Annotated in this window: 12 protein-coding genes; 3 read left to right on the top strand and 9 right to left on the bottom strand. The window is 56.0% G+C overall.

Annotated features, from left to right (window positions below):
* The first annotated feature begins 5 nt into the window (after nucleotides 1-5).
* A complete protein-coding gene (locus OC597_RS10645) occupies nucleotides 6-323 on the top strand; it encodes a hypothetical protein (protein WP_262208658.1) in 318 nt (105 codons plus the stop codon).
* A 327-nt stretch (nucleotides 324-650) separates the two neighbouring features.
* Nucleotides 651-1226 carry an Ail/Lom family outer membrane beta-barrel protein gene (locus tag OC597_RS10650; RefSeq protein WP_262208660.1) on the top strand — a complete coding sequence of 192 codons (576 nt, stop codon included), beginning with the start codon at nucleotides 651-653 and terminating at the stop codon, nucleotides 1224-1226.
* Between the two features lie 44 nt (nucleotides 1227-1270).
* Here OC597_RS10650 and abgT read toward each other — a convergent pair whose 3' ends face one another.
* The 3 genes from abgT to OC597_RS10665 form a co-directional block, all read right to left on the bottom strand.
* Entirely contained in the window at nucleotides 1271-2797 is a 1527-nt protein-coding gene (abgT, locus tag OC597_RS10655; protein WP_261257603.1) for a p-aminobenzoyl-glutamate transporter, read from the bottom strand.
* A gap of 104 nt (nucleotides 2798-2901) precedes the next feature.
* On the bottom strand, nucleotides 2902-4353 hold the full coding sequence (locus tag OC597_RS10660; protein WP_261285295.1) for a M20 family metallopeptidase: 1452 nt from the start codon (nucleotides 4351-4353) through the stop codon (nucleotides 2902-2904).
* Nucleotides 4350-5666, bottom strand: coding sequence for a M20 family metallo-hydrolase (locus OC597_RS10665; protein WP_262208662.1), 1317 nt, complete (start codon nucleotides 5664-5666; stop codon nucleotides 4350-4352). The genes OC597_RS10660 and OC597_RS10665 overlap by 4 nt, the downstream gene beginning before the upstream one ends.
* Before the next feature lie 271 nt (nucleotides 5667-5937).
* Between OC597_RS10665 and OC597_RS10670 the strand changes: the two genes are divergently transcribed.
* Nucleotides 5938-6834 carry a LysR family transcriptional regulator gene (locus OC597_RS10670; protein ID WP_207977482.1) on the top strand — a complete coding sequence of 299 codons (897 nt, stop codon included), beginning with the start codon at nucleotides 5938-5940 and terminating at the stop codon, nucleotides 6832-6834.
* A gap of 30 nt (nucleotides 6835-6864) precedes the next feature.
* On the opposite strand, the gene OC597_RS10675 is transcribed toward OC597_RS10670, so the two are convergent.
* The 6 genes from OC597_RS10675 to OC597_RS10700 form a co-directional block, all read right to left on the bottom strand.
* Nucleotides 6865-8994, bottom strand: a complete 2130-nt coding sequence (locus OC597_RS10675) for a TonB-dependent receptor family protein (RefSeq protein ID WP_261257598.1) — start codon at nucleotides 8992-8994, stop codon at nucleotides 6865-6867.
* A 161-nt stretch (nucleotides 8995-9155) separates the two neighbouring features.
* On the bottom strand, nucleotides 9156-10235 hold the full coding sequence (locus OC597_RS10680) for an ABC transporter substrate-binding protein (protein ID WP_410071711.1): 1080 nt from the start codon (nucleotides 10233-10235) through the stop codon (nucleotides 9156-9158).
* A gap of 143 nt (nucleotides 10236-10378) precedes the next feature.
* Nucleotides 10379-12526, bottom strand: a complete 2148-nt coding sequence (locus OC597_RS10685) for a phosphocholine-specific phospholipase C (protein WP_262208665.1) — start codon at nucleotides 12524-12526, stop codon at nucleotides 10379-10381.
* 124 nt (nucleotides 12527-12650) lie between these two features.
* Nucleotides 12651-13493 (bottom strand): NADPH-dependent 7-cyano-7-deazaguanine reductase QueF, encoded by an 843-nt coding sequence (queF, locus tag OC597_RS10690; protein ID WP_261257591.1) that lies wholly within the window; start codon nucleotides 13491-13493, stop codon nucleotides 12651-12653.
* Nucleotides 13471-14367: a queuosine precursor transporter gene (locus OC597_RS10695; RefSeq protein WP_261257589.1), complete on the bottom strand. Its 897-nt coding sequence runs from the start codon at nucleotides 14365-14367 to the stop codon at nucleotides 13471-13473. Before OC597_RS10695 ends, queF begins: the two co-directional genes overlap by 23 nt.
* A complete protein-coding gene (locus OC597_RS10700) occupies nucleotides 14368-14982 on the bottom strand; it encodes a helix-turn-helix domain-containing protein (protein WP_099063336.1) in 615 nt (204 codons plus the stop codon).
* Between the last annotated feature and the right edge of the window lie 73 nt (nucleotides 14983-15055).

Genomic DNA, 15055 nt, shown 5'->3' on the forward strand with positions numbered 1-15055 from the left:
GATGAATGATGACTATAGAAGAAGCTTACAGCTTTATAGCTAACGAGGTGCTGGCATTTGTCGGTACTGAGCCCTGGGATGTAGCTGGGGTTGATATTGAACTGTTCGACCAAATGAGCAGTAGTCAAGGTTGGCGTGTGTATCGGGGCCAACGTTATCCTGCGTTGAACATACCAAGCTTACCCATTTCTGTTTCAGCTACAAAAGCAGCTATTTGTTTAAGAGATAATCTTGTTAAACAACATAATAAAAATATAACAAATATATATTTCAGTATTTCATCCGAGGGTGATTTCAAAATAAATTATAAGTATGATGAATGATGCTAATTCTATTCCTCCCCGATAACTTTCGGGGGGGATGAGTTGCTAGCTTGACCAGCAGTAACCATGCACCAAGGTCGTGGGGTAATGAAGACAAAGAATGCAACTATAAAACCGGTCTGTTGGGTGGCAGGAATTATTATTGATGCGTAGCCGCTCGCAAATTACCGGTTCTACTGATTAATTATAATGCCGGATTTGCTACGCTCTAACCTTATCTATCAATTGGTTTTAATTATATCCAACGAACCATTTATGCCGTCAATGCGATATAGATACCTATTTTTAAGCACTAAAGTTGTTCCACTTACAATTAAGGAAGATTTTATGAAAAAGTTAGTCATCGCCACTCTGGTTGTTTCCACTTTGGGTTTCGGCACGGCGGCCCAGGCCGGGCAAAGTACTATCACTGCCGGTTATGCGCAGAGCAAGGTGCAGGACTTCAAGAATATCAACGGCGTGAACATTAAGTACCGCTACGAGTGGGATTCGCCAGTCAGCGTTATCAGCTCATTCACCTATATGAGCGGTGACAAGAACGAGTCTTACAATCTCTATCGCGACGTCATTGATAACCATGCTGAAGTGAAATACTACTCACTGTCTGTGGGGCCGGCGTACCGCGTTAACCAATTTGTCAGCGTCTACGGCTTGCTGGGCCTGAATTATAACAAGGTTGATTACAAGTCATCCTGGAATAACTACGCAAACGGCTCTTACGAATATATGGGTGAAGAGAGCGGTAACCAGAAGAAAACTTCCTTTATGTATGGCGTCGGTTTCCAGGTTAACCCGATGGAAAATCTGGCAGTGGATATAGGCTACGAAGGCTCCAGCCTGGATGCCGGTGGTAAAAACCGTTCTATCAATGGCTTCAACATCGGCGTTGGCTATCGTTTCTGATGAGTTGAATGCTTCCGGCCTCCCCGCAGAGAGGCCGGCAACCTTTACCCCATCTTCGGATAGACGCCTGGGCCAATCGGCAGGCCGAGTGCGTACCACGCCAGCAACAGCAAAATCCACACGGCAAAGAACACCAACGGATACGGCAGGATCAGCACGTAATAGGTGCCGAGCTGGGCATCTTTGCGGTAGCGCTGCAGGAAGCCGAGGAACAACGGCAGGAAGGGTGACATCGGCGCCAGCGGCAGCACCGAAGAATCAGCGATGCGGAAAATCATTTGGGCGAACGCCGGATGGAAGCCCAACAGCATAAACATTGGCACAAAGATCGGCGCCAGAATCGACCAGATGGCAGAGCCGCTGGCGATAAACATGCACAGGAAGGCAGAGAGGAACATCAGGCCCAGAAATGCCGGTGCGCCGCTCATGCCGGCGGCCTCCAGCATATCGGTCAGGCCGATGGCCATAAACTTGCCCATGTTGCTCCAGTTAAAGAACGCCACGAACTGCGACAGCGGGAACACCATAACGATAAAGCCGGCCATGCTTTTCATCGGTTCTATCAGGTGGTGGGGGATATCATCCGGTCGTCGGATCTGTTTGGTGACCACGCCGTAGGTAATGCCGACGGTGAAGAAGAACAGGATGATGATCGGCACAATGCCTTTAATAAATGGCGATGGGATCACCGAGCCGGTTTTTGGATCGCGCAGCGGGGCGGCCTCCGGCACCACCAGGGCGGCAATAACCGCGATAAACACCAGCGCGGCAATACCGCTCATCATCAGCCCACGATTTTGCAGCGGGGTCAGCGCCTCAATTTTGTCCTCGGCGCTGCCCTGCCATTTTGGCAGGCGGGGTTCGATAAACTTATCGGTCAACAGCGCACCGGTGATGGTCAGTACCACCACCGAGGTGGCCATAAAGTACCAGTTGTCGATCACGCTGACGTGAACGGCGGCGTCCACTGCCTTGGTGGCCTCGGTACTGATGCCGGAAAGCAGTACGTCGGTGGTGACGATCAGCAGGTTGGCGGTAAAACCGGAGGCAACCCCGGCGATAGCGGCCAGCAGCCCGGCTATCGGGTTGCGACCCACCGCCAGAAACATCAGCGCACCCAGTGGCGGCATCACTACCAGTGCGGCGTCGGAAGAAATATGACTGAAAAAGGCGATAAACAGCACCAGGTAGCTGGCATAGCGGGCGCTAACGCGTGAGGCCATCTTGTACATCAACGCCTGCAGCAGCCCAACCTTCTCAGCCAGTCCGGCGCCGATCACCAGCGCCAAAATCGCGCCCAGCGGGGCAAAACTGCTGAAGTTATGAATGATATTCGGGAAGATCCACTGCATGCCCGCCACGCTCATCAGGTTATTCACCTTGATCAACTCGCCGGTGGCCGGGCTTTTCACCGCCACGCCAAGCCAGGAGAACAGCGCGGTGGCCAGCATTAAAACAACGATTAAATAGACGAACAGCAAAAATGGATTGGGGATTTTATTCCCGATGCGTTCTACCCAGTAAAAAACGCGACCAGGGCTTTTATCGGCTGACGTTGTGACCTCACTCATTGTCTTACCCTCTGTGTTTGTCCTGTTGTGTTTATTTTTTATTATTTGATTTAATTATAATTATTATGACTGACCTGGTTTCCCAGGCCTTTGCAGCTTGGTGATTACTTTAACGGTGAAGGCTTGATGTCTTTAGGGATCGGGCAGCTATAAGGCTGTTCGGCGCGCTGGCGTTCGAACTCGCGGCGGCAGTCCGCCAACAGGGCGCTGTCGCTCAGCAGTTCGACGGCGGTGGCCGCCATCACCTTGCCTGCCAGGCACATGCCTTTGTGGGCGATCGAAGTGCGGCCCTGTGCTACCAGTTGCCAGGTATGCAGCGGCGTACCGAAGGCGAAGCACGGACTGAAGCACTGGGCGGTCGGTGCGACCCAACTGACATCGCCGACGTCGGTAGAGCCGTACAGCAGATCTTCCGATGCCACATAAGGGGCGACCTCGTCCATCAACACCTTGTCACCCAACTGCTGTACCCATTCGCGCCCGGCTGCGCCGCCGGTGCGGGCGACATTCAGCCTGGCATTACGCAGCTCGTCTTTATTCAGCGTTTGGCGGATCTCTCCGGCGAATTTGCGTTCTGCCTCACTGTACTCCGGCAGGCCGAAGTCGCAGACATAGCGATACATCACCTGTTCCATGCTGCGGTTTGGTACGTAGTTGGAGCAAGCCTTGTCGAAACGCACCGTCATCTGGGTATCGGTCATCAGCGCCGCACCCTTGGCGATGTTGATCACCCGTTGGTAAATATCCTGCGCCTGATCGAGCTGCGGCGCGCGGATCAGGTACAGCACTTCGGCGTCGGCCTGTACCACGTTGGGTGAACTGCCGCCGGTATTGGTGACGGCATAATGCAGCCGCGCTTCCTGCACGATGTGCTCGCGCAGGAAATTGGCACCGGTATTCATTAGCGTCACCGCATCCAACGCACTGCGGCCCAGGTGTGGTGAGTTGGCGGCATGAGCGGCAATCCCCTTGAACTGAAACGCCGCCTGTATGTTGGCCAGGGTGCTGGTATTGAACATGCCGCTGAAGCCTTCCGGGTGCCAGGTGAGGGCCGCGTCGACGTCATCGAACAGCCCTTCACGCACCATAAAGGTTTTGCCGGAACCGCCTTCTTCACCGGGGCAACCGTAGAAACGGACGGTGCCGGTCAGGTGCTGTTGCTGCATCCAGGCCTTCACCGCGAATGCCCCAGCCAGCGCGGCGGTGCCCAGCAGATTGTGGCCGCAGCCGTGGCCGTTGCCGTTTTCCACCAGCGGCTGCGGCGTGGCACAACCCGCCTGTTGGCTCAGCCCGGCGAGGGCGTCGTATTCACCCAGCAGGGCGATCACCGGCTGGCCGCTGCCGTAGCTGGCGATAAACGCAGTTTCGATGCCGCCAACGCCGCGTTCAAGCGTAAAGCCTTCCTGCTCCAGCGCGTCGGCCAGCAGATTGGCGGAATAGGTTTCGGTAAAGCGCGTCTCCGGGTGATCCCAGATGCTGTCACTCAGTGCGCTAAAGCGTGGCTGGTGTTGGTCAATGTACTGATTGATAAATGTCAGCAGCTGCGGGTTACTCATGCTTGGCTCCCAAAGGTCGGCAGGTTGAGTGCCAGCGATGCCAGCGTTTTTACTGCTACCGCCATCACCTGTTCGTTAAAATCAAACTTCTCGTTGTGGTGCCCTGCGCTCAGCTCGGTACCGAAAATCACGTAAGAGGCCTGCCCGCCGTGAGATTTCACCCGTTCCATCATGTAGGTGGCATCTTCTGAACCGGCGGCCTGCTCGCGGCGATCGGCCACCGAAGTCAGTTCGGCAATCTCCTGTGCCTGGCGGTGAATGTAGTCCACCCAGGGCTGGGTCGGTTTACTGCTCTGCGCCGCACCCATCAGGGCAATGTCGTATTCCACGCCGTGCATTTTGGCCGCGCCTTCGATCACGTTCAGCGCCTGCTGGTAAACAAACTGGTTGATGGCGTTGGTGGCACCGCGGGTTTCCACCTTCATAAACGCCCGATCGGCAATCACGTTGCGGCCGGTTCCGGCCTGCAATACGCCGACGTTAATGCGCGAGCTGCCTTCGCTATGGCGTGGGATGGCGTACAGTCCCACTGTGGCCTGCGCTGCCGCCAGCAGGGCGTTGCGACCATCCTCCGGTTTGGCCCCGGCGTGAGAGGCTACGCCGCGGTAGGTGACGTCCAGTTTGCTGGTGGCCATAAAGCTGTCGCTACCGCACACCAGTTCCCCGGCCGGTACGCCGGTGCCGATGTGTACGGCGGTGAAGAAATCAACGTCGTCCACCACGCCGGCTTCCACCATGGATTTCGCGCCGCGGGTGCCTTCCTCTGCCGGTTGGAAAATCAGCTTGATGGTGCCGGTGAGCTGTGGCTCCAGGCTCTTGAATACCCGCGCCAGCCCCAGCCCAATGGTGGTGTGGCCGTCATGACCGCATGCATGCATCATGCCGCTGTTGCAGGAGGCGAAGCCTTCGCGGAACGGCAGGTGATCCGGCTGCAGCTTTTCGTTGAGGTCGAGTGCGTCCATATCAACGCGATAGGCGATCACCGGGCCGGGGCGGCCGGTGTCCAGCGTGGCGACAATACCGGCGAAGCCACCGGAAAAGTGCGGCAACCACTTCTCCAGCGCGCCCTGTTCGCGGGCGCGCTGCTCTTGTGCCTGCAGGGCCTCGGCCGAGGGCAGCCCCATGCGGGCATCGGCGTTAATCACTTCGCGCCCCAGTTGCAGGCGGTAGCCGAGCCGATCCAGTTCTTCTGCCACCAGGGTCGCGGTACGGAACTCAAACCAGCCGGACTCGGCATAGCGGTGAAAATCGCGGCGCCAGGCCTGCAGCTGCGGGGACAAATCGGACACCAACATCGAAAGCGGATTATTCATTGGGATATCTCATAAGTTATCGCGCCCGGGTAAACGCCGGGCAGCAGTGGTGCGCTGAACTGAAATCAGACGGTGAAGCTATGGAATGAAAATGACGTATTTAGTGACTAACTGCCGTGAAATGTGCTTATCGGCGCAGAAAATGCGTTTAATTAAGCGAAATAAGAATTTGGTTATTTATTATGTTTTTTTCGAATGTACACAATGGAATCGGGCTAAATAAGATGCCAATATCTTGCTATTGATAAACAACGGTTATCACCATTCGCCTATGCCCGCCTCAATAAAATTGCACCAATTACGTGCGTTTGTAGAAGTCAGCCGTCAGGGCAGCATCCGTGCCGCCAGCCGGACTTCGCAACTTTCCCAGCCAGCGCTGACCAAATCGATTCAGGAGCTGGAAGCGGTGCTGGGGGCCAAGCTGTTTGTCCGCCGTAGCCAGGGGGTGGTACTGACCGACTGCGGCGATAACTTTTTCCAGCATGCCAGCCTGATCCTCGAAGAACTACGGGTGGCGCAGGAGGATATCCAGCAGCGGCTGGGGCTGGCGGGCGGCTCGGTGAATATTGGCGTCGGCGGCAGCATTGCGCGCACCGTGATGCCGCAGGTCATCAATCAGTTCCACCGCGAATACCCGAAGGTCAAAGTGCGGATTGTTGAAGGGCAACTGGTCTCGATGATCCCGGAGCTGCGCCAGGGCGAGCTGGATTTCACCGTCAATACCTATTATCCCAGCAGTCTGGACAATGAGTTGCAGTACGAACGACTGATGGAAAAAGAGTACAGGGTGGTGGTGCGCAAGGGGCATCCGATGGAAGGGGCGACCTCACTCAAGCAACTGCAGCACTGTGACTGGACCATGCCGACGCCAAAGGGCAGCTATTACCGCTTGTTGCATGATTTGTTCGGGGATTTGGGGATGGCGCCGTCGATCAGCGTCACCTGTGAAACCTTTATGGCCTGTACCAGCCTGGTGGCGCAGAGCGATTTTGTCAGCATTCTGTCGGTGGATGTGATCTCCGACCCGATACTGGGGAAGCATCTGGTGCCGCTGGCGCTGGAGGAGAGCCTGCCCAAGGCGACGTTCTATCTGATCCAGCGCAAGGACACCACGCTGACGCCGATGGGCGCGCACCTGGCGCGCCTGTTCCGGTTGCACTGCCGGTAAAATTAGCGCCCTCCTGAGAGGGCGCTAACCTCAGAATGCCACGGAACCCTGCACAAAGAAGGTGCGCGGTTCACCGACATACTTGCCGAAGTTGTTGTCGTTGGAACGGGTGAAGTAGCGCTGATCGAACAGGTTTTTCACCCCGGCACCCAGCGTCAGGTTCGACAGCTGCGGCCCGAAGTTATATTCCCCACGCATATTCCACACCATATAACCGGCGATGTCGCCAAACTGGCCATCGGCGCTTTCCTGCGTCACATAATCCGGCCCGGTGCCCGGCGAATGCTGTTTGGACTGGGCATAGCTGTCCAGATTCCACACCCAGTTGCCGGTGGCGTAACGGGTGCCGACGGTATACACCTGACGTGAATAGAACGGCAGGTCTTTACCGGCGAAGTCGCCCTTGTCGGTGCTGGCCTTGGTGTAGGTGTAGCTGGTGTAAACGCTCACGCCGTCCAGTGCGCGGTTCAGCTCGCTAAGATCGTAACTGAGCGCCAGTTCGATGCCCTTGTGTTTGGTGGCCCCCATATTGGTCCAGCCAATATCATTGCTGATGTACTGCAACTGGTTGTCGAAGTCGATGTAGAACAGCGTGGCTTCGGCTTTGACGATGGTGTCGTCATAGCGGGTACCGAACTCGTAGGTATGGGCTTTTTCCGCCGTCAGGCCCGGTGCCGGCTGGTTGCCATTACCGCCTTTGGTCAACTGGAAGTATTGCATGCTGCCAAACGAGGTGTTGGCGTTGGCGAACAGCTTCCAGGCGTCCGACATGTGGTACATCACATTCAGCGACGGCAGCGGTTCGCTGTAACTCTTTTCGCGGCTGATGTTGTTGAACGCGTCGTCCACATGGGTGCGGATGCTCTCGTAACGCAGGCCTGGCGTTACCGTCCAGTTGCCGACGTTGATGGTGTCATCGATGTACAGCGCGTGGGCGGCGGTGCCACCGGAGGTGTGCTGGTAGTAATCCGGTGTTTCCGGCGTGGAGCTGATGTTCGCCGGGTTATACCAGGCGGAGCGCGAGGCCTTTTCATCCATGGTTTCGTTCAGGTAGCGGTAGCCGAGGGTGATCTCGTGCGCCATGTCCCAGAAACGGAAGACCTGCGAATAGCTGGGTTCAATTGCCCAGGTGGAGTAGTGGCGTGGGTAGGACACCATGCGTTTCATGCCCGCGTTCTTGCCGGTGCCTTCCGATTCGATGCTGCTGCCGCGATAACTGTCGGTGAAGTAGGTCAGCACTTCGAACTGTTTGTCGTCTTCCTGATGCTTATATTTGAACGACATGTCCTTGCGACGGCCTTCGAACTGGTCCCACGGGCGAGTCGACTGGAACGGGTTCTGCGCGTATTGCGCGCTGCTCAGCCCGCCCGGCATACCGGCTTTGGCATCGTAATAGTGAAAATTGGCCAGCAGCTCATCGCGATCGGTAAACGCATAGCGCGTTTTCAGCATGAAGTCGTCGATGTCGGTGTTGTCGTTATTGTCGCGATAGCCCTGGCCGTGCAGGCCGGAGTACAGCAGTTCGGCGCCGAAGCCGTTGTCGGCGGTGCCGCCGAGTGAAGTGCTGGTCAGGGTTTTCAACCCGCCGTGACTGGCACCCTGAGTTTGAACACTGGCTGAGCCGCCGAAGGTTTTTGGAATGTCTTTGGTGACGAAGTTAATTACGCCGCCGACGTTTTGTGGCCCGTAGCGTACCGCACCGCCGCCACGCACCACGTCAACCGACTGCAAACTACCAATGGAAAGCGGTGCCATCGACAGCTGTGGCTGGCCGTAAGGGGCTACCGCCAAAGGCACACCGTCCATCAGGATGGTAGATCGTGGGGAAAGACGGGAAGTCAGGCCGCGCACGCCGACGTTGAGCGAAATATCGCTGCCGCCAGTACCGTTGCTGTCACGTACCTGAACGCCCGGCACACCGCGTAGGGTATCGGCGATGGTCTGGTCGCCTTGTTCATGCATTTGTTGTTCGGTGACGATAGAGCGTGCGCCAGGGTGATTGAGCAACACCGAACTGGTGTCCGGGTTATCCAGCCAGTTGCCGACCACGGTAATGTTGTCAGCGGGGGCGTCATTTTGAGATTTGTTATCAGCAGCAAGGACGGGCAGTGCCATGGCAACGGAAGCTGCCAGCAGCGAAAGACGAAAAAGGATTGACATAATAATGCCTTAAAAGTTTCAAACCCAGATGTGTTTTTTTAGAAATGACAATCTTAATGATAATTATTGGCAAGTAAATAACTTTATTGCGGAATAATTCAGTGGGTAACTAAAGGGGGAGCGAAGGTGTCAGGGCCCGGCTGGCGGGCCCTGAGTCAGGGTTATTTTGCGGTGACCCAGAACACGCCGCTGTAATCCAGCGCGGTGAATTTTTGATGTACCATTTCAATATCTGCTTGCGGATCAATGTCTTTAAATAAGTCCGGGTGCAGGAGTTTGGCGATTGCCTCGACCGCAATAAAATTCAGCGGTGAGTCATAGAATTGGTGATAAATCGCCATTACGCGTTTTTCTTTTACCGCCTTCAGCACGTTCAGGCCGGTGCGGTTCATCAGTACCGCCAGCTTCTGCTGAGTGGTGGCGGCATCGGTGGCGTAACCCAGTGGCACCGCCTGTGTGCCTTTATGGCCGCGGCTCCAGTCTGCGCCGGTCATCAGATAGAAATCCGGGTTGCTGGCAATCATCTGTTCCACGTTCACCTCGCCGCCCATTTCCGCGAACAGCTTGCTGCCGATGTTATTGCCGCCGGCGGTTTCAATAAACTGGCCAAAGCTGCCCTTGCCAAAGGTATTGCAACATTGCTCGCCTTTCATGCCGGCGCTGCGTTCGATAAATACGCTCGGGCGCTGTTCCGGTTTCAGCGTTGCTACCCGCTGGCGTACCAGATCCAGACGCTGTTGGTAGAGCTGGATAAAGGCGTCGGCGTTTTGCTGCTCATCAAACACTTTGCCCAGCAACTGCATGCTGGCAACGGTGTTGGTCAGCGGCTGCTGGCGAAAATCGATAATCAGTACCGGGATGCCGATTTTTTCCAGTTGGGCCAGTACGCCGCTGTCTTTCAGCTTACTCAGCAGGCCGATGTCGAAAATGATCAGGTCCGGCTTGCGCACTACCGCACTTTCCACGCTGAAATCGCTGACGTAAGGGTTGTCGAAGGTGGGGATCTGCATCACCTGTGGGAATTTCTTCGCGTAGGCTTCCACCAGGTCCGGTGCCTTAACCTTCAGTGAATTATCCCAGGCGATGATATTTTTCAACGGCTCCTGCGGATGCAAAATATTCAGTGCCAGCAGCGCACGGGCATCGGCCAGGATCACGCGTTTGGCCGGTTGCGGCAGGGTGACCTGGCGCCCGGCGACGTCGGTGACGACGATAGAGGCGGCCTGAACGGCGCAGGCCATCAGCAGGGCACAGGCGGCCAGCCAACGGCTGGCTTTGGCAATAAGAACGGCAGGCATGGAGATCCTTGAGCATCGGGCATTGAATAAAGAGGCTAATGATAATCCATATCCTTTCGCTTTTTGAACACCCCAGTGCGGATATCTTAAGCTTTGCCCATTAGCGGATCGCTGACGCTGTGCTCGCCGTTCTCCAGACGGCCCGCCAGCCGACGTTGCCAACCCTGTGGATCCTGCAGTGAAAGATCGTACCAACCCCCGCTGACTTTGGCGTCAAAGGCCTGCTGGTGGCGGCCACCCGCCGGCAGTTCAATCTGCCAGGGGCCGTTCTGCGTATAGGGGCAGCGGGCGATGGTCACCGTTGTCGCCTGACTGCCGGGGTTAGTCAGGGTTAGCGACAGGCGGTCACCCTGCGGGGTCAGCCGCACTTCTGGCTGTGGCTGCTGAACGTTGCCACGTAATTCACGATGAAAACCGTTGGGGCCCAGTAACCACAGGTGGTAGCCCTCTTCCGTCGGCCAGTTGTCACTGGCGGCCTTACCGGCCTCGACGGTATAGCGCCGTGGGATCTGATCCAGATTCAGTCGGTCATAAACATGAAATACCGCGCCTTGTTCGCCAGTGTTGTACAGGTTGAGCGTCAGCCCCTTTTGTTCGGGGGCGGCGGTGGCCTCAACGTGAAGTTGGTAAGGCAATGCACGCGACGGGCGTGCCAGCCGGGACTGGTGCGGCAACTGCTGCCGATCCACCGCTGGCAAGGGCACCTGCGGTAACTGTTCCTGCCGCTGGCGCAGACCGTCGGCGGCGTGACGGCTGGTGGCCGGCAGGCTGGGCAAGGTTTCGTTGTTGGGATCGACAAAGTTGAATGCCGAAGTGAGATCGCCACACACCGCCCGTCGCCAGGCGCTGATGTTCGGTTCATGCACCTGGAAACGTTGCTCCAAAAATTGCAGTACCGATGTGTGGTCGAAGACCTGTGAATTGACCCAGCCGCCACGGCTCCAGGGGGACAGCACCAGCATCGGTACCCGTGGGCCGGGGCCATAGATACGGCCGTCCGGCGGCGGTTGCTCCTGTGAACCGGGTGGGGCGATGTGCTGGAAGATTTCACTGTCGAACGGCACCGTCGATTTACCGGCGAAGCTGCCGTCTTCACGTAATGACGGCGCCGAAGGGGAAGGCATATGATCGAAGAAGCCGTCGTTCTCGTCGTAATTAACCAGCAGTACGGTTTTGCTCCACACCTCGGGGTTATCCGTCAGCGCGTTGAGGATCTCCTGGGTAAACCAGCCGCCCTGCACCGGGCTGGAAGGGCCGGGATGTTCCGAGTAGGCCGCCGGGGCGATGATCCAGCTCACCTGCGGCAGTTTACCCTGCTGTACGTCGTGGCGGAAACCGGCCAGCATCGCGTCCAAATCGTTGCCGTCGGCGGCCGGTAGCGTGTTGCCATTGCCCTTATACAGCGGCGCATCGGCATTGAGCTCATCGCGGTAAGGCACAAAGGCGGTGAAATCTTTCGGTGGCTGCGCCGGGTTGCCGACCTTAACGCTGGCGGCCCGGTACTGGCGGAAACCCGCCAGCGGGTTATCGGTGAAGTTATCCGGTAAAAATTGATAGACCTTCCAGCTGACGCCGCTGGCTTCCAGACGTTCCGGATAGGTCTGCCACTGGTAGCCGATCTCAACCGGGCCGGGGCTGTCCCACTCGTTGACCACGACCGCGACCCCGGCCGCCGTCGGGCCGTTGGTGCCGGTCCAATGGAACAGGCGATTGGTATTGGTACCGGCGTGGATCGAGCAATGATAGGCGTCGCACAGGGTGAAGGTTTCGGCCAGCGCAAACTGGAACGGTAGCTCGTGCCGACGGTAATACCCCATCGACGTGGGTGTTTTGTAGGTCGGCCAGGCGCTCATGCGGCCGCTGTCCCAGGCGGATTGCTCATCGACCCACGAATGCGGCGTGCCGCTAACCCGCTGGGCGTTGCCGCGCTTACTGTCCAGATGGTAGGGCAACACCAGCCGCTGTTCACCTTGCTGCTGCCAGACGTGACGGTCACCGGGCAAGGGAATGGTGAAGCGATCGCTAAAGCCGCGTACGCCGGGCAGGGTGCCGAAGTAGTGGTCAAAGGAGCGGTTTTCCTGCATCAGGATCACCACGTGTTCGACATCGTTAATCGTGCCGGTGCGGTTATTGGCGGGGATTGCCAGCGCTTTGCGGATCGAGGCGGGTAACAGCGTAAAGGCCGATCCGATGGCGGCAGCCCGCAGTATTTCTCTGCGCGAAAAGTCAGGCATGCGTCGTTAATCTCCCTAAGGGTTATTTTGAAGATAGTTGTTAACGACGGTAATGGCGAAAAATAACAAGGAGATGAACGGGGGAAAATAATGCCCCCGGGCGGGGGCATGACAGGTCGAACGGTTATTGCCTGATCAAGCGGCCGAGGGTCGGCGCCGTTTCGAAATCGCTGCGGAACGGGTTGATGTCCAGGCCGCCACGACGGGTGTAGCGGGCGAACACGCTGAGTTTTTCCGGTCGACAGCTTTGCTTGATGTCGTTAAAAATGCGTTCGACACACTGCTCATGGAACTCATTATGCTGACGGAAGGAGATCAGGTAGCGCAGCAGGCGCTCGCGATCGATTTTCCGGCCCTGATAGTGGATCACTACGCTGCCCCAGTCCGGCTGGTTGGTGACCAGACAGTTGGATTTCAGCAGGTTGGAGGACAGCGTCTCCGTCACCGTTTCCGCCTGTTCGCTGGCGGCACCGTGCAGATATTCCGGTTTGAAGTCAAAGTCATCCACGGCGATATCCAGGTCGTCAATATTGATGCCCGGCAGGCTGTCGATCTGCGATGAATAACCGTCTAACCCCGGATACAACTTTACCCCGACCTGACCGTTGGCGGCCTGCGACAGATCTTTTTGCATCGCGGCACTGACCTGTTCCACGCTGTCGAAGCGCGTCTGGTTAAAGCTGTTGAGATACAGCTTGAATGACTTGGACTCGATCAGGTTGGTGGAAGAATGGGGCAGGGTGAACTCGCCAATGCCGACCACCGGCTTGCCTTTGGCGTTGAGCCAGGACAGCTCGAAGGCGGTCCATAGATCATAGCCGTGGAATGGCAGTTGCTGTTCATCTACGCCGATCAGATCACGGCCGCGGGCGCGCGGCAGAGCTTCGAGCAACTCGGGAGCATACTGGTCCGGGTAATCGGAGTTGGCGCCAAGATGGGTGATTTTATCTTGTTTTTTGATATGCATATTCATTGCTCCTTGCAAGATCGGTATTGATATAACGGTTAAACAGGCTGCGGGCGGCGTAAATCGGCCCAACACCGACCAGGGCGTAGACCACCTTGATCAGGAACTGCGACAGGATCATGGTTTTGATGATGTCCCAGCTCAATACGTTGTAGAACGCCAGGGTACAGAACACCACGCTGTCGATGGCCGAGGCCACCACGGTGCTGGTGATCACCCGCACAAACAGGTAGCGAGAGTTGGTCAGTTCCTTGATTTTGCACAGCAGGTAGGAGTTGACGTTCTCGGAGATTAAATAGGCCGCGGATGAAGCCACCAACACCGCCATGATGCTGTGAACGATGCCATCATAAGTCTTGCTGAACTCCCACTGGGGAATGCTCGGTACCAGCGTGGTCGCCCAAACGCCCAGCACGAAAATCAGGTTGGCTATAAACGAGATGATAATGGTGCGCCTGGCCAGCCGCAGTCCATAGAACTCGTTCAGAATATCCACCAGGATAAAGGTGAGGGGGTAAATAAATATTGCCGGGGGCGTGATCAGGTTCAGTACGGGGATTTGAATCGGTTTGACGCCGCACAGGGTTGAGAAGATATAAATCACGCTGAGCGCCACGGTAATGATCAGGTAGGCGTACCAGGATCGTTCATGGCGATCGCTGAGCTCATAGGCGGTTTGCTGCTGATTGTTGCCGTATATTTTTCGATACAGCGCCTGCAGTTCATGCCGACTCAGATCTTCCGATATATCGCTGTCGGCCAGTTCATTCAGCCCCATGGTAATGGTTTTGCCGGTGGCTAATACCATGACATTGGCAGCCAGAGTGCCATGCCGGGTAAAGCCCAATAGCTTGAACTTTTGATTCGGTTCCATTTATAGTCTTTCTCCAAAGATATAACCCAGGAATTGCACGGTATCCTGATGATTTTTCTCCATGCTACTTTCTTCTTTGTCGTTAACCACAAAGAAGCCGTATTTTCCCGAGTGATACAATAAAGGCGAATCGCAAACTAATACCGGCGGGCGTTTTATAATAATCACCTCGCCTGGAATAAATGAACCTTTTATTTCGGTCTCTATTCTCATTGCTACCATATTTGACTCATCGCCGAAGAAATAAGTCAAAGGGAATTCGGTGACCAGTTGGCCGATCTTCTTGCCAGTAGCCGCTAAAAAACAGGACTGCGGAATAACAGGGATCGCGGAAGGGTTTTTATTGCCTTCGGTGGACAGCGTCTCGTTGAGCAGTTCCAGCTTTTCCAAATCATAGTCTTCGATCTCTTCGCAGGAAACCCCAAAGAAATCTGAAATCCGGTTAACTGTGGCCTGCTGCACGTTGTTGACCCGTCCGTCGAGGATCTTGTAGATAGTGGTGCGTGTCAGGCCAGTACGACTAGAGAAGGATGCCTTGGTTTCGCCACGGGTGCGCATCAGATATTCAATGTTCTTAATGATGTTGCTTTTGCGCTGGGCGTTAGTGGTCTTCATAAGCATTCCTTACAATATTCTGGCCGGCTTCACTATATCGCACGCATCGGTATTGTCCAGAACTGACACAGCA

The organism is Serratia proteamaculans, from assembly GCF_946227095.1.
GTDB classification, from domain to species: domain Bacteria; phylum Pseudomonadota; class Gammaproteobacteria; order Enterobacterales; family Enterobacteriaceae; genus Serratia; species Serratia proteamaculans_E.